Origin of the sequence: Ohtaekwangia sp., from assembly GCF_036786105.1 — a bacterium.
GTDB lineage: Bacteria > Bacteroidota > Bacteroidia > Cytophagales > Cyclobacteriaceae > Ohtaekwangia.
This window is the reverse complement of the sequence record NZ_DAIQRQ010000019.1, coordinates 59,792-80,986: the sequence shown is the minus strand read 5'-3', so window position 1 is coordinate 80,986 and position 21,195 is coordinate 59,792. Positions and strand designations below refer to the sequence as shown.

At 44.0% G+C, this 21,195-nt stretch carries 10 protein-coding genes; all 10 read right to left on the bottom strand.

The window, feature by feature from the left end:
* Positions 1–307: 307 nt before the first annotated feature.
* Positions 308–2,395: a hypothetical protein gene (locus V7Q33_RS10655; RefSeq protein ID WP_333819819.1), complete on the bottom strand. Its 2,088-nt coding sequence runs from the start codon at positions 2,393–2,395 to the stop codon at positions 308–310.
* Positions 2,396–2,454: 59 nt separating this feature from the next.
* Positions 2,455–3,498, bottom strand: a complete 1,044-nt coding sequence (locus V7Q33_RS10650) for an AAA family ATPase (RefSeq protein ID WP_331983192.1) — start codon at positions 3,496–3,498, stop codon at positions 2,455–2,457.
* A gap of 7 nt (positions 3,499–3,505) precedes the next feature.
* Entirely contained in the window at positions 3,506–6,151 is a 2,646-nt protein-coding gene (locus V7Q33_RS10645) for a transglutaminase-like domain-containing protein (protein ID WP_333819818.1), read from the bottom strand.
* The gene (locus tag V7Q33_RS10640; protein ID WP_333819817.1) at positions 6,148–7,506 is read right to left on the bottom strand and encodes a DUF58 domain-containing protein; all 1,359 of its coding nucleotides are present in this window, start codon (positions 7,504–7,506) and stop codon (positions 6,148–6,150) included. The genes V7Q33_RS10645 and V7Q33_RS10640 overlap by 4 nt, the downstream gene beginning before the upstream one ends.
* A gap of 310 nt (positions 7,507–7,816) precedes the next feature.
* Complete coding sequence (locus V7Q33_RS10635; RefSeq protein WP_331983186.1) at positions 7,817–9,547, bottom strand: hypothetical protein; 1,731 nt, start codon at positions 9,545–9,547, stop codon at positions 7,817–7,819.
* Complete coding sequence (locus V7Q33_RS10630; RefSeq protein ID WP_333819816.1) at positions 9,544–10,917, bottom strand: PKD domain-containing protein; 1,374 nt, start codon at positions 10,915–10,917, stop codon at positions 9,544–9,546. Before V7Q33_RS10630 ends, V7Q33_RS10635 begins: the two co-directional genes overlap by 4 nt.
* A 5-nt stretch (positions 10,918–10,922) precedes the next feature.
* Complete coding sequence (locus V7Q33_RS10625; protein ID WP_333819815.1) at positions 10,923–11,834, bottom strand: hypothetical protein; 912 nt, start codon at positions 11,832–11,834, stop codon at positions 10,923–10,925.
* Positions 11,835–11,966: 132 nt separating this feature from the next.
* Positions 11,967–12,410 (bottom strand): hypothetical protein, encoded by a 444-nt coding sequence (locus tag V7Q33_RS10620; protein ID WP_331983181.1) that lies wholly within the window; start codon positions 12,408–12,410, stop codon positions 11,967–11,969.
* Positions 12,411–17,936 (bottom strand): fibronectin type III domain-containing protein, encoded by a 5,526-nt coding sequence (locus V7Q33_RS10615; protein WP_333819814.1) that lies wholly within the window; start codon positions 17,934–17,936, stop codon positions 12,411–12,413.
* 58 nt (positions 17,937–17,994) lie between these two features.
* Positions 17,995–21,195: SprB repeat-containing protein (locus V7Q33_RS10610; protein WP_333819813.1), on the bottom strand; the 3,201-nt coding region annotated here is incomplete at its 5' end.

Below are 21,195 nucleotides of genomic sequence, written 5' to 3'. Positions count from 1 at the left end.
TTTTTATAGCAACACATCATCCTATAGCAGAAAACTTATTGGGCAGTTATTCCTCAAAACAATTCGGTTTCTTTGTTTGCTTCTTTTATTGAGGTATAGGGCAAGTATAATCTGCCCTGTATCGGCAGGATGTAATGGGGCATCTGCAGAAAAATATATAAGGTATAGTGTATCCCTGCATGACTCCGGTTTGAAGACATGTTTTTGAATCGCGGTTTTCGTTCAGTCTTACAAAAAACACCAAATGCACGGCGATCAGACAGGCTGCTACACCGCGTGGCAAGATGACTGCATACGATACACTTACTTAAAACTTCAGGGACTTCTTCATTCGGTGCGCAGTCCAGAGTATAGCGATGATAAGGGCAATGGCGGCTATAATTTTATAGTTATTCTCGCCATACTCCGGTATGGTGGTTACGGGAATATTAAAGAGGTTATAGGCTATTTTTTTACCACCACCTTTTAGTTCATCAATCTTCAGGCTATCCTGGCTTACCAGCACTGTTCCGGTTTTGTTGGTTACACGACAGCTCACCTGCCATATACTGTCGGATTTTTGGAATGTAAGTGTGGCTGTGGGGAAATCCGGATCCTGATCTTTGCCGGTTAATAAATTAATATCGCACTGGTATAGCTCGGCTACGAGTTGCTTTACTTCTTTATCTTCGTTCGGGCCAACAATCTTCAGATTGAATGACATAGTGTTATCGCTATACGGCACCAGCTGCGGATACAGGCCATAGAATGCCAGCAGGCTGTTTTTATACTTTGAAGGTGCATCGGTCTTCCGGTATACTTTGCAAAGCGCTTCGTAGCAGCGCGCCTGGAATAGTCGCTCATGGCCAGCGTCTATATAGGGGTCGCTCAGCGCCTCCAGCAATACTTTTTCGGCCTCTTCGTATTTACCTTTATTGATCAGCAGCCGGCCTATAAAGTAGCGATAGTACCGGGCCAGGTTTACGCGGGCATCTTCCCGCAGGTATTCATTGAATTTACCAATGAAGAAATCGGCATCCAGGCCGTCAATAATATTCCAGACTTCGTCAAAGCTGATGGTGCTTTCGGGAGAAAATATATGGTAATAAACATAGTCGCGCTCCGGGTTGGCACCGAATTTATTAATCAGCATAAACCGGTCTGATTGTTCATCGGCAAAGAATCCGGCCATCTTTACCAGTGCCGGTATAGTATACCAATAGCCGGTGTTCTCAAACGAAATGCTTTGCAGTTTTCGTTCCTTGTTCAGATACGAAAAAACATTCTTTGTAAAATCATATTGTTCAGGGCCCCACGTAGTGTTTATATGCATCTCTTCAAACTCGGAAGCTTTGTCGAGGTGCTTCTGGCTTTCGAACAACTGGCCATTGTAATAATATCCGCGGGCGAGCCCCAGGTTGTTCCAGCCGAAGCCGGGTGTAGAGCCTTGCCTGGAAATTATGTCATGCAGGTCGTTGATTCCTTTTTGCGGATCTGATTTATACACATCCAGCAATGCGAGCATGTAGTAGAACTCCTTGGTGTTTTTTCTCGAAAAGTCGTCTTCTTTTTTCTCCAGTTCAAAGTAACGGATGGTTTCTTCAAATTCACCATTCATCAGCTTGGTATACGCATAATTGTTATTGGAGAAAGAAGGCGAGAAACGCAACAGGTTGTAGTAATACTCAGCGGAGTCTATTTCAAAATTATAACTATAGATCAGCGTCTTGTAGAAGTATATACCGTTTATCTCGTATTGCTCATGACCGGGGTTGAAGATGCGGGCGTTGAGATAATAATTATCCTGAACGGCTACAAATGCTGAGTCGAGATACTTCAACGCCATTGACTCGTTTGCTTCAATTGACTTTTTCAGGAATGAATACTTCTCCGTGGTATGATACCGATGGCGATGGGTAAGCCAGCAGAGCGCATTATAGGGCTGACAGAAAAATTCTTTCTGCATACGCTTCTTCTTCACGCGTTGCAGGATGCGCACGGCCTCCTCCGGCTGCTCGAGGTTGCTGTAGCATTCATACAGCAACTCCGCTATCCATGAAAAATCGCGATGATATTGATATACGCCAATGTAGGTAACCAGATCGCTGGTGCGGGTGTTTAACTTATTATCATAATCTTTTTCAATCAGCTCCAAAGCTTTTGTAAGCGGCTTGATCGCATTTTTATAGCCAAAGTAATCGGTAGCACGGTTGAACTTGTAGGAACCTTCATACATGTATCCCACATAGTAGTTTTTATCGAGCCTGATGAATTTCTGCGAGAGCTCGAGCGCCTTTTTATCCATGTACCATACCTCCCTGCGCTCTTCGTCAATAGCCTGACGTACCTGCGCATGGCTGTGATATGCTATCAATAAACAAAGTATACTCAGCACTGTCTGTGGCCGTAGTTTCATGGAGAATGCGTTATCCGTTGATCGTGTGAAGCGTTGCCGCGTGTTGTATGTTCTTAAATTCAGGATGCAGGTTCCACTTTCGATAAGGGTAGATCTGCCTGGGGGCGCTCGTATCCATTCACCAGCCGGAGCTTTGCCAGGCGGCTGGTCTCTGCTGTTACAATCTCCTTCAGCGCATTTTGCCGGGCGTCTTTATTCCTGAAGATGAGGCGGTGGTGCAGCACCGGTTCTGCCAGGCTGGCTATATCTTCTTCAGTAACATATTTGCGTCCGTTTACGCGGGCAAATGCTTTCAGGCATTTCAGAAAAATAATACCGCTGCGCGTAGAGGCTCCCACCTGTATAAAGGAATGCTTGCGTGTATCGCGAATGATATTCTTCACGCCGATCAATATCTCATCGTGAATATATACCTCTTCTACCTCCTGCTGCAGGGCCAGTATATCATGATACGAAAGTACTTCTCCCACGTTTTGCTGCACGTTGTTGATCGCGGTATAATTCTTATAGATTTCCAGCTCTATATCTTCTGAAACATAGCCCAGCGACATCTTCAGAAAGAACCGGTCTAACTGTGCATGTGGCAGCGGATAGGTACCTTCACTTTCAATCGGGTTTTGTGTAGCGATGGTAAAGAACAAACGCTCCAATACGTGTGTGCGATCGCCTACCGATATCTGGTTTTCGGCCATACATTCCAGCAACGCTGACTGTACTTTGGGTGAAGCACGGTTGATCTCATCGGCGAGCAGAATGTTGGTGAACAGCGGTCCTTTCTTGAATATGAAATCCTTTTTGGAGTCATCAAAAATATGACTGCCTATCAAATCCATCGGGAGCAGATCGGGTGTAAACTGGATGCGCTTGAATCCAAGGCTGCTGCCGTGGTCGTCATTGTTGGAAATAGACAATGCGAGTGCTTTGGCGAGCATGGTTTTACCGGAGCCCGGGTTGTCTTCCAACAGCACGTGCCCCTTTGCCAGAAAGGCTGCTACCACCAGCGCTATTTCTTTTCGCTTACCGCGAATAGTTTTTTCGATGTTGTCTATCAGCAACGAAATTTTATCGTTGTGCTGAGGTTGGGTTGATTCTGTTTCGATCATCACAGTTTTAGTTAAAGAAGAATTTAATGGTAGACACTACGTTCATAAACTTCAGGCTCCGCTGCATGAAGGTATATTTGCCAAACACGATGGCCGGGTATGTTGCCTGGTATCGGTTCATGATCTGCAGATCATGTTCATCGGCAGGAATTTTATCGTACTTCACTTTGTGATATACTTTCACGAAATCGTCATAGCCGGTGCCAAGCTGTGGCTGGATCACCTGCTGTGCAAATTCAAGTGGTGTCTGACTATTGCGGTAGTAGCCGAACTGACAGTATAAAAACTCCGAAGCACGGAATATCCAGTACGCTTTTTCTTCCGGTTGTTTAGCACCTGCAGCCCTGCTGTTGTAGTAACGGAAGAGTATACGCCCGGTAAAGAGTATAGCCATGATCACTATAAAAAGCACGATACCGAGTACGATAAGCATCAACATCCACCACGGCATACCTGGCTTTTGGGCGGTGGCCTGCTGCGTTGGTGTTACTGTTTTTTCAGGCACTTCGTGAATGGTTACTTCGTCTACCGCTGTAGGATTGGGAAGTCGCGCCAATACGGCTGCCAGTGTTTCCTTTTTCTGCGGCGCTTTTATTTTACGCAGGGCTTCGTTATACGATACAGCGGTAACCGTATCGCCTGCGAGTATATCTTTAAACTTCCGGTTGAAGTTTGCCTTGGTGATGGTTGCATTCTTCATGTCTAACCGGATAGAAGTTTCTTCTTTCGCCGTTAGTTCGTTATTACCGAGCATCAACACTTTTATAGCGATGGTAGCGGTTTGTGATGCGGCATCAAGTGCCGTTACTTTTCCTACGGTAGCAAACCATGCTTTCTGTGGTTTCATGGGTGGTGTTGCATCGGGCATAGGCGATTCGCGCGCATCATCGTTTCCAATGGTGGTGTCGAAATCCAGCCATCCGTATCCGGGGAAATATACCTGCACCCAGGCATGGGCCTGATCGCCATATATAAAATACCAGCCTTTGTTTTTATCGCTGCGATCTACGGTCATGAAACCCGTAGTCATGCGCACCGGTACACCGGCTGCTCGCAGCAGAAACAATGTGGAAGCCGCGAAATACGTACAGTATCCCTTTCTGTTCTTGAAAAGGAAATGCGAAAGCATGCTGGCATTCGGAATGTTCGGATCGCTGGGCGCCCCGGGATACAAGGTATATTTGAACAGCGGCTTGCCCACGGCATCTCTGGAGGTAAAGTAATCTCTCACTTTTAACACCTTCTCGATGGGTGTCAGTGCACCTTCCGTTATCCGGTTACTCAGGCTGCGTATTGAATCGAATAAGGCTCCGTTCGGCACGTTGGTATAGTAAGTATAAAATTTCTTATCAACGGCACGATAGTCTCTTACATTTTCAAGCTCCCGTATCCGCGCCTCCTGAAATTCGCGGATGGCCTCATTCCCTCCTACCGAGGCATTGTAGATAAAGTATGCGCTGTTGAGCTCTGATACGTACGACCGGGTTTTATAGGCAAATGCGTATTGTTCTTTATAGTCTGCATCTACATTGATTGGCTGGCAACTGAAGGCTGTTCCGGGAGCAGTATAGGTTTTAGGGGATAATGCTGCGAGGTATATTTCACTTTCAACCACTTTGCGGAACAAAGGGCCTTTGCTGTTGGCAATAACGCTGGAATCAGTATAGGTAAAGTATCGCGGTATCTTGCTCGGGTCTGGCGCGAAGAGATCGTTTGCCGGCATATTGGGGTCGCGGATAAACCGCTCGTGCTTTACATCGTATTTGGTAAGATGATAGCACGTAAAATATAGCGGATTGGGTATATCCGGATGGGATGGAAAAAAATTATCGACATAGGCTGCAAACAACAATTCCTTCGAAGTACCGAATCGCGACTTCAATTGTGAGTATTGATTGAGGTCGAATTTCTGCTGCTTGTTTTTGGTCAGCATATTTTCCTCATCCGGATCTTTCTGCTGCTCCTGCTGCTCGCGGGCCTCTCCTATTGCACGATCTGTTTCTTTAAACTCGCTCCGGAGAAAAAAGACAGACGTGTGAAACAACACGAAGAAAAGCAGTATAAATATAGCCAGCCTTGCACCAGCATTGAAAAAGTGACGCGCACGCACCTGTTCAATGTTCTCCAGTGTTTCGCGTATAAAGTAGGTATAGAACGCATAGAGTATAACAAAGAAGAGATTGCGCACGGAGTCTTCGAGGTGCAGGTCTTTATTATACCCTGCTTCTGCAAGCAGTCCTGTTGTTAATACCAATGCTGCGAGCACCAGCGGAAAATACCGGAAGCGTGCCAGGCCATAGCCCATCAACCATCCCGCTACAAACAATACGGACAGGTGCAGGTACCGCACCGTTAAGTAATATGAATCAAATTCATTTCCCGACAACAGCTTCATGCCTTTGCTATAGGTATATACCAGCACCAGCACAAGAGGAAACGTGACGATAAACCGGAAGCGGAAAAAGTAACAGCAATACGCGCCCGTGATTGCTATGAGGGTGACGACCGATTGTGTATAGAGATCGGTGTTTACAAACAACAGCGCCGTATCAATCTGCTGCAGCGCAGGCACCACCATACAGGCTGTAGGAATAATGAGAAAGATCAAATGCAGCAGCAGCCGGAGCACCCGGTTCTTTACAGTCTCTGTCATAGTATAATGGTTCTGAACAATTGACCTTCCAGGTATTGTTGTACTTGCTTTTCGTTCGTAATTATTTTCCTGCGATGAGGTGAAAGCAACCACTTTCGCTTCAAAGCATCCAGGGGATGTTCGTCTGTTTTCATAAACAACGATGTCCAGTGAAAGGCTTGCTGGTTTTGCCACAGGTCTGATACTTTAACCAGTATGACCAATGTATCCGGAGTTTTGTTGGAAAACAGCTCTTCCATTTCAAACATGGGTATCAATGAAGATATACAATAGATGCCCTCGCGCCTGGAAGCCATGTAATCAGTAGCGTCTTTTGCAGACTGCCATACGGATGTACTGAGTTCGTATAACCACGTGGCTTCCTCTTCGTGTGTATCGTCTGCCGCTGCCAGTTCCTGATCGGGTATATATTTTACTGCAAATTCGGTTCGCAGCAAAGCTTCATACACTTGCCGTATCCTTATCTTGTAGTAATTCAGCATGGCATTTTTCAAATCGTCTGAAACCATGGTAGAGGTATAGAAGCTGGGATGGAAATGGATATGCGATGCATACGGGTCCATCGTCTCGGGTATCTTTACTACCAGTTCGCGGCTTTTTGCATATATCTTCCAGACGATACGCCTGATGTCGTCTCCCGCTTCAAAGTTTTTATAGTTCAGGAGCTCGCCCCTGGTTTTGCGAGGCGTTTGTATGCGTTGCGTCTGGTCTTGTGTTTTATCGGGATTTACGTCTACAGCGATCGCCTCCGATCGGGCAGGAACAGTGAGCAGTTTCTGGATGTTGGATACCACAAACGGGAACGAGAAAAGACGAAACATGTCTTCAAAATATAGCACGGCTTTTTGCACTTCGTGCTCTTTAATGTCGGGTATCCACACCGGGCGCCCGGCTTTGATGGCTGTTCGTATCAGCGGACTCTTACCAAACACAGGCTCATCTAACGTAAGCGCTGCCGAGATGCGATTATCGGCAAACACAATCCTTCCCTTTACGTGTCCCAGCAACGGCTTAATAATACCGGTTGCCAGCAGGCCCAGCGATATATACCCGGCCTCGGCTTTATCGCCATCACCAATGGATACCTGCAGGGGCGATTCTTTGTGCGACCGCCTGTATACCCAGAAATAAAGCCAGCATATCAGTGCCGTAAAAAACGCGATACCGACCATCAGCATAAAAAGCACTGCGGTGAACATTACCAGCGCCCGTAGCAGCAGTATAAAATACGTTTGCTCCTGCAGGTTGCTATACTTGTTCTGCACCAGTGCGTAAGCACCGGCCGTTACGAACAGCAGCACAAAAAAATTCAACTGAAAGGGCAGAAACGAAAAGTAGTATGCTAATTTCTTCATGCGGAGCCGGCAATGCGAATCTAAAAGTTGCCGTTAAAAATAATAAAACGATTGATCGGGCTCGCAGATTGTAAAAAGTATTTAACGCCTCTCCATTATTTTGAAAATTTTCCCTTCCCTGTCCCCTCAAGAATACCCCAATTACCCATCCCCTCATAAAAAAAAGTAGTAGCAGCCCCCGCCACCACTACCTTCCAAAATTCTTACTTCTTACTTCTTACTTCTATTTCCCTAACCACCATAAACGACTACCTCCCATGCTCCACACGAAATTGTTTTCTAAAAGGCTTCAGATACCTCGCTGCAGTGCCTATCCAAAAGTAAAATTATAGCCTATGGTTGCCGTGGTGTCATTTGTATTGGCGCGGTTTGAAAAGCTCCTCGACTGATTTAAGATAACCAGGTTAAAGATGTGACGCTTTGCAACATTGTATGACACATTACAACGCACATTAAAGACACTGTTGGCCCACGAATTATCGGTTTTACTTGCGTTGTATGAAAGGCTCGTGCCGAGAGACATTTTCTTCTTTACCAATTTTACATTATAACCTACTGTTGGCCCCAGTGTTACAAAATCGTTGCGCCCGATTGTATTATAGGTAATATTGAAAGCTCCTGAAAAATTATAGCCTTTTTCGGTTTGCATAGCATTATACATCACCGATACATTATAGAACTCCGAACCGCTTCCGTTCCTTACAACGCCACCCTGCTTGTCGGCAGTTTCCTGAAAGCTCACGTCAAAATTAAGGGTGCGCATAAAAGCTTCCGATTGCTTCAATGTATAGCTCATGGAAGCATTCGCGTTTTGCGACAGCTGCATATAGTGAAGGGTATCCAGGTTTTGGAAATTATCAAGCTGATTGATCGTTTGGAACTGCGGACGAATGCGCATGAATGTCTGGAAATTTGAATAATTCAAAGTAGCCGACATCCGTTCGGTAGGCGTGTACGAAAGATTGGCCGAAGCTATATTCCGGCTTGAAGAACCAGACTTGGAATGATCCAGGTTATCGCGCTGGTATCCTACGTTTACAGCAACCTGGACTTTGCTTTTAAATAAAGGCTGCGCAGCGTTCACCGTTATGTTTTCAAAATCATTATTCAGATAGTAAGCGCCCAATGTTTGATACCCGGGATCAACACGCTCATATCCTATTCCCAACACCGTTGTTGCCAGACTATATTGTAATTGTGATTTTACTGCATTGTAAAATCCGGTTGATGCTTTACTGTTTACAACATGACGCAAGATTCCCTCGCCTGTTGCCGGTTCGGCCCGCACATCCTGTGTGAGCGCACTGGTAGCATACTCGATCGTAAAATCCAGTTGTTTTATGATTTTGGTACCGGCATTAAAACTGACTACGGTGTTTTCCTTTGGATAAATTCCCAGGCTGTCGGGTTTATTACGAATAGAATTAACATCATCCCAGGCGCGAAAGACAATTACTCCTGCCCGATACTTTTCCTTTTGAAACTGCACTTTGGCACCAAAGCCGCGGCGTTCATATGCAGCCGGTACAATGTGATTCGCGGTGTCGTACTCCACTGCTTTTTGTAACCTCCCATATATTACACTTCCCTTAAAAGCACCTTCCGGTTCGAAGTCTGCACCCGCACCTGAAAAAAGATAGCCGTTCAATGTATAGGGAGAAAATGTCATAGCTATATTTCCGATGTGCCCGGTAACCCATTTGTAAGAAGGATGTATGCTAAACCGGTTAGGAGGTATCGGGTATGAATAACTTTTACCAAAGTCTGACAATGCAAAGGAGAACGGCAGATTAACCAGTCCATAAAGATTCAGCACTACATTACCGCTGACAAAATACGAAAATGGTTTTCGTCCGTAACTGCCGTTGCCATTATAGTATATTCCGTTTGCCGAGAGGCCACCGCCAAGCTTCAACATTTTTCCTTTTCCGAATTGATCCCGGAGGTTATCAAGCCTGAAGGATTGGGCAGAAGCTCTGCTTGTGAACAAAAGGCATGCCCCCGCCAGCAGGATATAGTTGAAATATACTCTGATCCTCATTGTTTTTGTACTTTAATATCCGCCAAGATGTAAGATTGCAAACCGTCACTATGAAACTCCTTGATTTTGATAGCGCCCTTTCTATTATCATTTGTTCGAAAGAGCACAATGCGTGGAAGCACAGTGTTATCAAAAGGCTTTAGTCCTTTGGCGGTCGATTGAATATCAAGCGCCTTCAAAGGCTCATCATTGACCATAGCATCAAAATCAGCCTCCTGAAAATTTATACCACAATCGCATTTATCCAGGGAATTTATGAAGTATGTTGTCTGTGGTTGCGTTATAGGATTGAAAGTATAATGCTGAACTGAATCCGGAGAAACAAACCGGTTGAAAGTAAACGATGCGCTGAGTCCAAAAAAAGCGATGTCTACATATTGATATAGCGAGTCTGGTTCATTTGCCTTAACAACGCGCCTCAACGTTGTGGAATAGAAACTTCCTATGCTGCCATGGGCTGTATTAATACCCAGCTTTATATCGGTCAGCGTTCGAAGCCCGCTGTTAGGCTTTACAACAATCTCTTTGCTTATACTTTTTGTTTCCTTACCATTCGCTGCTGTAAGTGTTACCGTATAGGTTCCTGCTGTTGAAAAATTGATAACCGGTTGCTGAGCTGCCGTATTGCTGATCTGCCCGCCCGTGGAAGACCATTGCCACGCAAGCCCTCCTGTTGTGTTGTTTACCAATGTTGCCTTTAGCGGGGCTTCGTAGTCTTCATCTGCAAAAGAAGGCTCAATATCAAAATCAGCCGATAAGGCCGGTGACACGGTAATTACTTGTGAAAGCGAATCTACCTCAGAACCATTCTCTACTACAAGACTTATCCGATGATCGCCCGGCAGAGTATACTGTACGGCAGGCGGAGTAAAACCATCAAATGATGACGGCTCCCCATTGGGAAACTTCCAGTGATAGGCTGTACCACCTACAGTTTTATTGGTAACAGTCACCGTTACCGGCGAAATATTGTTGACGGCAACGCTCGTTTCAAAATTAACATTTACTGTACCATAAAGTTTTAGGTCAATTTCTTTTACCTGGCGATCATCTTCACTCCACGCTTCCAGTGTAACTTTATAGTCGCCCGCTTCTGCAAAGTATATTGTACCCGGATTTTTCTTATCGGATGTAGCGGGCTGCCCACCTTCAAAAGTCCATTTATAGTTCTCGGCACCCGTAGTCAGGTTATCAAATGTAATTTCTACCGGTATAGAATAGTCATTGTTTTTAACCTCGTAGTTTATTTTAATGGTTACCGGGATAACAACCTCATGAAAACAAGCGGAGACAACGAACAGTAATACGAAAAGAAGTATGCCTGAAATGCCCGGGGTCATATTATACCCGTATATATAGATTCGTTTCATAGTGGCTAAAATGTATCGCGTATGATTTCATACTTACCATCTCGCTGCTTGAACCATTCCCTGACCTCAGAGAGCGCCTTCTTGTAATCGCGCGCAACAAGGTCACCACTGGTGCCAACAGCCACCGGATAATCTTTGAGGGCCGGTGCAAGAAGCTCCATCACACGGTATGCACACGTTATTTTTGTTCCTGAGCCATTGGCGGGAGCTTCACACGTACGATCATCGCTGAATAAAACTTCTACCAGGTAACTGATGCCCCTATAGCTGCGGGTATATACCAGGTCGGGAAATATTTCATAAACTATATCATCATTAATACCAAACGTTCTGACACGGTTCAGAATTAAATCGAGTGCCTGCTGGTCGCCCAATCGGGCCAGCGAAATATAGCATGCCCACTTATCACGATCAGGCAGAGAAGGTTGCTTTTCCAGATATGATTTTATCACGGGAACCTGATCCTGCAACTCCAGGTACCCCGCCAGTTTAAACAGTCTGTCCGCATAGGGCGGTAATCTTTTCAGAAATCCCTTGATGGAATCAATTGCTGCACGATCAAAATCCTGCTTCTCAAATCGTGTAAGCGAAGTTGCTACCATGCCGTTTATACCGGAGTCAGTATCACGCCAGCCACGAATAAGGAGGTTAACAACGTCTTTCCGGAGATTACGCTGTTGCGATTGCCGCCCGAGGTTACTTATCAAATAATAAGCTTCCGTGCGTACCGAAGGCAGCGTGTCATTCAGATAAACCGCTATAGCCTTAATATACTGACTTTCATTTTTCTTGTTTACGGAAAATGACTGAGTAGCCTGTTTATTCCGAACCGCTGTAAAATATACCTCCACCTCCTGCTTTTGAGCGAAGGAGAAAGTTGATATATATAGTAGAATGGGAAGTATAATTTTTTTCAATATTCTTTATTAATTATTTGATTCACACTTCTGACTTTATTAAATACTTGTCCTGAATTTTACTTTACAGTTATGTTTTGAACCCAAACATTTAACTGGGATACAAGTAGTTCGATACCAATGATTATTCTATTATAAAGGCTTATAGCACCAGCCTTTATAATATCCCCCCTTAGACTCTAAACTTTCCATATCGTCCAAAAAGAAAAATATCTCGCCATATAAAGAAATACAATGATCCGGCCTAAGCCGCAAATATTCCAATGAGAAATCGTAGATTAAGTGATCATAGCTAGCTTGGTCAGATACTGCAATGCGATAGAATCGATGCCCCTTTACCTCAATATTCAACACATTGTAATCTTTAATTACATTGTTTTCAGATTCAATGCCTAAATAGAAATCTTCTTCTTCTTCATAATGCCTAGAGATGTACACCTCAGCATTAGTTCTACTTTCAAAATCCCTATACTCTTCAAGATTTAGTTTCAGTCCCTTCTTATAAGCCACAAGAGTTACACAACTTAGTGTATCTTCAACTCTTACAATATCTTTTGACAAAATCAGTAGTGCCATTTAGTTTAAAATTTTCGCTAACTCATCCAATGAGTTAACCAGTGTTACATTATTGGGTATTTGAGACAATATCTTAACTCTTTGCGCCTCAGTTAAAGCTTCATCAATATATAGAATTGCTCGCCTATTATTTGAATTTAAGAAATTTGCCATAGAAGGGTTTGTAAACTTATCGACTTGACCTTCTTTAAATGAAGAGGCACTTTTTTTAACCTCTATAATTGCCTTTTTTGTCATCACATCTATATCGCCAGCAGTTTGACCCGTTGTCGAGTTCTGAATTTTCAACCCAAACCCTTCAATTTCCTTACCCTGCTTTTTCACAAAATCGCCTACTCTACCCTCAACTAACTTTCCAGGATCAGAACTTTTTAAAGCACTTTCAATTGATTGCAAAATAGATTTTGAATCTTGATCTGTCCATTTTAAAACATTACCACTTGGATTTATATATTCAGCTTTATTACCATTTCTATAAACACCGTCTTTCAGATCATCCAACCACTTCTGTTTGTCAGTCGCACTGTTCAGCCCTGTTTTGATATCATTTGCACTATGAACACTTTTATCCAAGTGTTTAGATACTCCATTAAGATTATCAACATCTTTTCTAATCACATTATCCAATCCTGCATCATACAGAACTTTCCAACTATCTACCAACTTAGGATTAGTATCTATAGCTTTCTTAAACACCTCCGATGCGCCATCGAAGTATTGAGAAACAAACGTTGTCTTCGATGCTTCATCCGGAAATTTTGAAACAATGTCTTTTATTGCTGTTGGTAGATCGTCTATTGTTTTACTAACCGTCTTAGTCAGTACCAATACTTTACCGCTCTCATCTTCAACCAACACCAGCTTCCCTATATTCTTTCCTGCAACATCGGTTAGCTCGTCTGTAGATTGATAAATAATTTTGCCGGTGTTTAGTATAGCATCGCTGGCTGGTGCTACTATCTCCAATCCTTTTTCAGAGAATCGTGCAATCTCAACCTGCATTGCGGTAGATAGAATAATGCTGTTCACTCCATTTCGAAGTGAGACCGTTACCTTATCTATCGGCACCTTCTGAATAATTTCCAGTAATACTTTCCGCGCAGCATCATTCGGAAGTTTGGCAATTGCTTTTACCAGGTCTTTGATTGTACCAGGATAAGCTTTCGCTGCACTATAGATAATGCGTCCTGCCTCACCCAGATCACCCGACTTGGCAGCAATGCTTGCCAATTTGATTTCTTCCAGACCAACGAAAAAAGACAATACAAAAACGGCATCGTAGCACATGCCATACGTTGCCTGATAGCTATCAACACCATAACCATTTACAATGCCGTGATGTTGTTTCAGCATGTTCAGTACGTCCGTTCCTAAACTGGAGAAACCTGCCGCATGTAATTTTGCATACGCTGCTTTTGCGCTTTGCAAAAGCACAACGGGATCTTGTGTTACAGCTTCACCGAGGCTGGGTATTCCTTCTACTACATCAACCACCGAATTCCAAAGACCACAGCTACATGCAAATTCATAGTTTGCAGGTGTCATAAAAATCCCTGCGGTCATTGAGCCGGCATCTATAGCCAAAACATCTTCAAAAATTCTTTGATAGAGTGCCTGAATCTTATTATCCAGTCTATTCGGGTTGTAAACCGATTCAGGAACTTTAAGTTTTTCCAGAAGGCAGTTTACCATCCCAAAAACATCGTGCGCCAAATCGCGTTGATAATTTCCATTGATGATACTACCAATAACCTGAAGATTAAATTCTGCAGGCATTGTGGTCATCTTGTCTAATGTTTCGACAAATTTTTGTGCAGCCTCACAGCCTGCGCCTGTTTTCTTTGCAATCTGATATACTAAATATGCATCCCTGATTTGATCCAGATCTTGAAACTCTACGATCAAAATATTATTGGAGCCGTCCGCCAAAGTCGCAGTCTTCTCTTTCAGGTTTGCTAAAAACTCAGTATAACCATACTTGAGCATCTCACGAATTTTGATAGACTCCGCCTTCTCATTGAAAAGTTGATCAAGGCCTTTAATCAAAACACTATTAAATTTGCGCAACTGTGTTATTAGCTCACTCTTATCCTGATCTGTAAGTGTTATACCATTTTGTGCATAATGATCAACTATAAACTTGTACAGTTCTTTTGCTCTGCCATCGAGGCAATTGATGTCTGATTGAACCGTTCCAAGACTACTATAATCTTCGAGAATTTGACTAGCAGCTGATATTGTATTAGTATTATAAAAATCAGTAGATTTATTTATCCCTCCATTATTTACTCCACTGTAATTCAGTTTATACTTCGCTTTGAATATCTCAAGCTTACCACATTCATCCTTCTTCAATGCGTAGAATACAAGTGGGCTTGTTGCTACCACTCCCGGATATGGTGTCGTATTTGCAGACAACGTAAAATTACCTTTGGTACTAGCTTCTTTTGCGTTGAAGAAATATCCGAGGGAAATTCTAGTTGCAGCATTGTGAAGTTCTATATAACGCTCTTGTCCAATGGTAAACGCGGCCAGGTAACCGTTGTAAAATGTAAAGTCCCGTGCATCCGCCGGAAGTGTGATCAGATCACCGGTCAGAGACAGAAATGATTTTTCATTTGTTATATAGCCGGGTATATTCTCAATCAAATCCCCCTGTAAATTGGTCCACGATTTATACGATCCACTCTCATCACTCTGAAACAAGGGTACCACAAACTCCGGGTTGTGGATTAAATCCCATTGATATTTATTGAGATTTACCCCGCTCGTATAATCCATCAGGTTATCCGTTGTTCCTTCGCCCAGAGCCGGATAGGCCTCGAATGTATGCTTCAAATGGAAAGCTCCGTGGCCTAGTTCATGGGCTATCGTTTTAATAAATAGATTTCCCTTCGCCTTGTCTGTAAAAATGAATCCCATCTCCCGGGCAAGGGGTAAATATCCCAGCGCTTTACCGGATTCTGAACGGGGTACTATAAACAAATAGTAGGTATCATCATTTATTTTATTCCTTTGCTTATAGCCATCGATAATGGCATTCATTTCAGCCGTATAGTTTGATAGCATTTCGCTATCTCCATCATCGAGTCCGTTGTTATTCGCATCGTAATCACTTGAAAACGACTCTTTCACTTCAACACTCCAGCTTACAACAGCCTGACTATAGATTGTATCAAGGCCGGCTTTTATTTGCTCGGCTGAATACGGAACCGGTGTATTGTTAACCGGGACAATTATTACTTTGTTGCTGACTTTCGCGTAGCTTACTACATTTACTTTTCCCAGCTCTACATTTACTTCTTTACCATCAATGTCTTTCTTCTGGTAGGCAACCACTTCTGTCTTTTCTCCTGCTGCATAACCAAAAACTTTTACGGTAAGCTCATCTCCCTTTATAGTAGATGAAATTGAACCGGTAGTCGATCGGAAGGCTATATCCTGGGGCACTGTGTTGCCACGCTCTGCCGGGGAGACTTTTACCCAATCATATTCGCCTTGCGCTACGGCTTTCCAGGGAATACTTTCTGCTCCGCTTTCTTTCTGAATAAAATCATAATTACCATCCAGCGTTGGCCTGTACAGAGGATTAATCTTATCGAAGCCATAGTTTGAATTTTTTGCCCGGGCAAATTCTATAGTATATTTCTGTGTAGTAACGGCATTACTATCCTTGCCTTCAAAACGATTTTTTATTTCATCGAACTTTTGCTCAAGCTCATCAACTTTCTTCTTTGCTTCTTCTTTCTTGCTATCATCATCGCCAAGTTGATCGTAGGCCTTCTTTGCTTCATCGTATTCTTTTTTTGCAGCAACGAGTTCGGTAACATTCTTCTTCACAGCATCCGCTTCATCTGCGGGTAATTCCTTCGTTGCATTCCCGGTTATTTTATCGGCTACCTTTACCAGATCATCTGTATTGCTGTTTACTGTAAAATCTTTTAGCCGCGAAACAATGCCTTCATAGCCCCGAAAAATATCTTCGAGTTCATCAGTATCCGCTATACCACTTTCCTTCTCATTATAGGTTGTTATCACCTCACCAGCAATCAACTGATTCTGCGTGTTCACCTGGATGTTATCAAACTTTACACTTACTTTGGCCTTGCCTAAAAAAGGTACAATTACATATCCCTTCCCGGTAAAAGACCCCGAGCCACTTACTTCTTTAAGCTTTACCGGAAAATCGCCTGCGGTAATTACATCGCCTGCCTTTAATGTTTGTAACTGTTGTTTGTTGGTGATGTTTGGATTCGGAACAATGGTGCAATTTGCGAACGACTCTGTTTCACGTGCGGGTACTTTTATCGTTCTCAACTCAGCAAATACAGGTTGATCGGTAGTACAAAATGCACCTACGCGATATTCATATTCAATACCCGGCTCTACATCGTATACCAGTGCGAGTGGTGTAGAAGCTTGCTGATCAAACCATGTGGCTCCCTCCTTGTCTTTTATCCGGTAAGTAACCATATAGCTCTTATGCTTCTCGGAAGGCGTCCACGAAAACTCGAGACTCCCAAATGAACCGGGCGTGGCGGATATATTCTGTGGAGCCGGACATACATCCTGATAAGTAAACCAGTATATTTCACTAAAGCCCTGGTTGCGGAATGCGTCTACTTCTTCGGTGCCGCTTTTAGCGTGCGCTTTTATTCGCCATCCATAGCGTTTACCCGGAATCAATAGTGGTTGCGAAGGGCCATAGAGTAATGTGGTTGTACGCGTTGTTGCTTCGTACAGCGGTTGCATGGATTGAAATGCTACTTCGGGCGCCAGCGAATTATCCCAGAACTCTACAAGTTGAAAATCATACTCTGTTGAATAAGCCGTGTTCGGTGAATTCAGGTTGCGTGGTGTCCATTGGAAGATAATGTTCTGCGGTTCTTTCAGTGCTATAGATTCACCTTTACGCGGTACATTCAGAAATGGCGGATCGCTCAGGCTCATCCACGCCATAGCACAACTTTTTGCGCTCGCTACCTGGTTTGTAGATAGCTCGATTGCTTCAAAGCAAAACTGGTAAAACCCTTCAGGAAGTTTTGCATGCTGCGCATATTGTGCGCGGGTCATGCCTGAAAAGTCAAGGTTCTCGGTGGAGAAATAAGGTGCGAGATCGCCCAGCGACAATCGTAAAGGTATACCGGCTTCTAATTGGAGTGTAGGAAGAATAGCAAATTCACGGGTTCGCAATTGTACGCTCTGACTCTCAATGGTCATTCGCAGGCGTACATTCAGCGTGGGCTTGTGTAGGTCACGGTTCAGTAATGTTACAATAAGCTTCTCCTGTGTAGAGGCATAGTAATCACTCAACTGCAATGTATAGGGCGGACGCAGCACAGTCGTTATCTGTACGGGCTGTTGTGCAAAGAGTATATTTGCCGCTCCTGAAAAGAACAATATCAAAAGACTCCGCACTCCCCTCCTGCCTGCCAACAAACTTTGAACGATACCTGCACAACGTTTGCCCCGCGGCATGGCCTTAACAAAAATCTGAACTATCCACAAACGTAAAAACATTACCATATCAACTTAATTATATATACTGCCCATGATGCATCGATCGTATTTACAGATATCAGCATCATTCGTAAATCACAATTTTCAAAAGGCTGTTTCCTTTCGGAGTTTCCAGCAATAAAATATAGGTTCCTGCTGCCAGATCAAGCGTATAAGGCAATTCGTATTGATCGCTTCCTTGTTCGGCGCGATCACTCACGGCAACGTTGCTCGTTAATGGTATTAACCGCAGGCGTATAGACGATACTTCGAGCAAGTCAACACTTACGGTAAAAACCCCTGCTGATGGGTTGGGTGCTACGGTAAATCTTTCTATAAAAGGTTCTTTTTGGGTGGTCTGCTCTTGAATAGATTTACCCACTACGGTTATGGTTTTCGAAGATACTTCCTCACATCCCTGGCGGAATGTTTTCAGGTAAAGAGTATAGGTACCATCGGCTTCAAAAACCACAACAGCTTTGTTACTTTGTTTTTCATCAAACCTTATTCCGGGCTGGCCATCCAGCAGCCACTGCACACTGTCTGGAGCAGGCGCACTGATGTTTAACAAGGTTACCTCTTGTTCAGCAAATACCTGTGTACTTACAATAAATTCAGAGTTTATGTCGATGCCGATGCGCGTTATCGATAAATCATCTTTTGCGTTACATCCGTGCGAATCCGTAGCATTCACGGTATACGTTCCTTCCTGATCGATGACGACTTTCGGTGTGCTCGCTGTAAATCCGTGAGGCCCTTGCCATGTATACTGTGCATCGCCATCCTTTATCGAGGCATCGGCGGTATACTGTTGATCGTTGCATAAATAACGGTCTGGTCCGAGGTTTATAATAACCTGTTCGGGATCTTCCAATGTATACTCCCGGTAACTGCGGCAATTGTTCTTATCGATTATCACAACACGGTAACTGCCCTCGCTGAGTCCGGCAATGTCTTCCGTAAGCTTCCCGTTGCTCCATTCAAATGCGTAAGGTGGTGTTCCATCCTGCACGGTGATATTGATGGCACCATCATGATAACCGAAACACTGCGGTGGAGTTAACACGCTGTCTACTTGCAAAGGATACGGTGTGGCAACTTTACCGGATGCGGTGGTCGTGCACCCTCGGATGTCGGTAACGAAAACAAAATAGGTACCTTCAATAAGCTGCGTTACGGTTGATGATGTATTGTCTCCGGTAGACCACTCATAATGATAGGGCAATGTGCCTCCTTTTACCAGTACATTTGCCGTACCATCCGCACCCGCACTACAACTTACCGGTGTAGTGGTAACCTGGCTCTCCAGTACATCGGGCTCCACGAGTAAAAACGGAGCCGATAATTTGTGAATATTATTTTTATCCGTGATCCGCAGACGATATATACCGGTTCGCAATCCTATAGCAATGCTATCGCTTTGCTGAACAGGTTGCGTTACGCCCTCGTTTTCTATAAGCCACTCGTATATATAGGGCAATCCGTTGGGTAATCTTATACCTCCCTCCGCATGGGCTGCTATTTCTCCATTATCGAATCCATGGCAGTTTATAAAATGATTTTCGCGCAACGTGATTACCAAGGGTGGCGGTTGAATCAGGTGAAACGTATCACTTTCTACCCAACAGCCTTTTCGATGATCGGGATGGGCCAGCGCATACTGGCTGTCGTACGCTTTGAGTATATAGTATCCATCACCGAGGCTATCGATATTGGCCTGATAGCCTTCTGAAAGCGGGCTGTTGTTATACAGGGCATCAGGAAGAATATTGGAAGGGTCGTACCATTGTACCGTATAGCTTTTGTCGGGATTGGGTGTGCCGCCTGTAAGAATCGTCTCTATATACCCGTCTGTATAGCCATACGCCAGTGGATCTACCGGATGCGAATACGCTACGTGCAGCGAATCGTCTGGCTGACTAACCAGTATACTTTTTATTCCGGCCCGGTCGCTGCAGTTATTGCCATCCCGGAGGTCAATCCTATAGGTACCGCTATACAGAAAATTATGTATATAGGTAGTATCTGTCCCTAATGAAATTCGAATCGTATCGCCCGAACCGGTCTTTACCGATTCGAAGCTATAGTTTCCTGCACCGCCGCGCACAACAATGTTGATCTTTCCATCGCCACCACCGTAACAGTGAACAGCCTGAGCAGTAATATCAGAAGACACAGGCGTGGGGCGCATCAGTTTTACAGTACCATAATGTTTTACTGGGTTATCGGTATAGGTAGCTGCATCCTGAAATTTACCCAAGAGGCTTATCTCATATTCCTTATCAGATTGTAAGCGTCTGGGCCAGGTAAAGCTGTTGTTTTCATCCAATGTTACATCCAGGATTTGATCCGGCGGATTTGCATTGCTTAAGTCGCGCGCAGTTACAATGAGTTGCTCTTTATTTCCGGTTGCCGGAACATGGAGCGCCCTGCTAAAGGTAATCTTAAATGCTCCATCTCTTTCCACTGCATAACATCTGTCGGGCATGGGTAGTATAGACACAATGTTAGGGGCGGATAATCGTCCTGAAAGTGTGAGGGTTTCCGACTCACCACCATTGCAATCAATCACGATTTTAAAGAATATACTATGATTGTGATAGTCGATAAAACCATCCCCTAACAGATCGTAACCCGATACCCGGATGCGATTCTTTCCTTGAAATTTCGATGGAAGATCAGTCCAGTGCACGCCATCTGTACTATATACCCAATGATAAAATGAAGGCACATTGGGACTGGGCCCCACCAGCATGACACGGCTGCTGGTATCGGAGGGTAAAATTCCGCTATTGCACTTTATGGGAAAGCCATAGTTATCAATTTTAACGGTGATGTTACTTGTACCGGCTGCACTGTATAATTTAAAATTGAATGTGGTGTCTTCTTCAAGGCCCGGGTTGGTTATTGTAAATGTATTGAACGTAGTAACCTGAACTTCCGGGCCGCACTGAACAGAGCCTCCTCCTCCTTCCCCTCCTGAATCGACATAATATTTAGACACACCACCGCTTGTACTCAGGGTAAAAGACAGCGGGTATTTACCGGATGAGGTCAAAATTGAGGTTTGATTGCTGATGGCACTTCCTCCCGAAAAGTATGGTGTACTTCCGCTCAACATAACAGCAGATGTATTATCGCTGAAAGATGTGCTCAATGAATAGTTATAGTTCGTTTTATAGTCCGTTGTATAAAGGGGACTTATCGAAGAACAGAAATCATCAGGATTCAATGGTACATCTACATTCTCGTTAGAGTCGTTTACCAATTGGGCACTGACATTGAG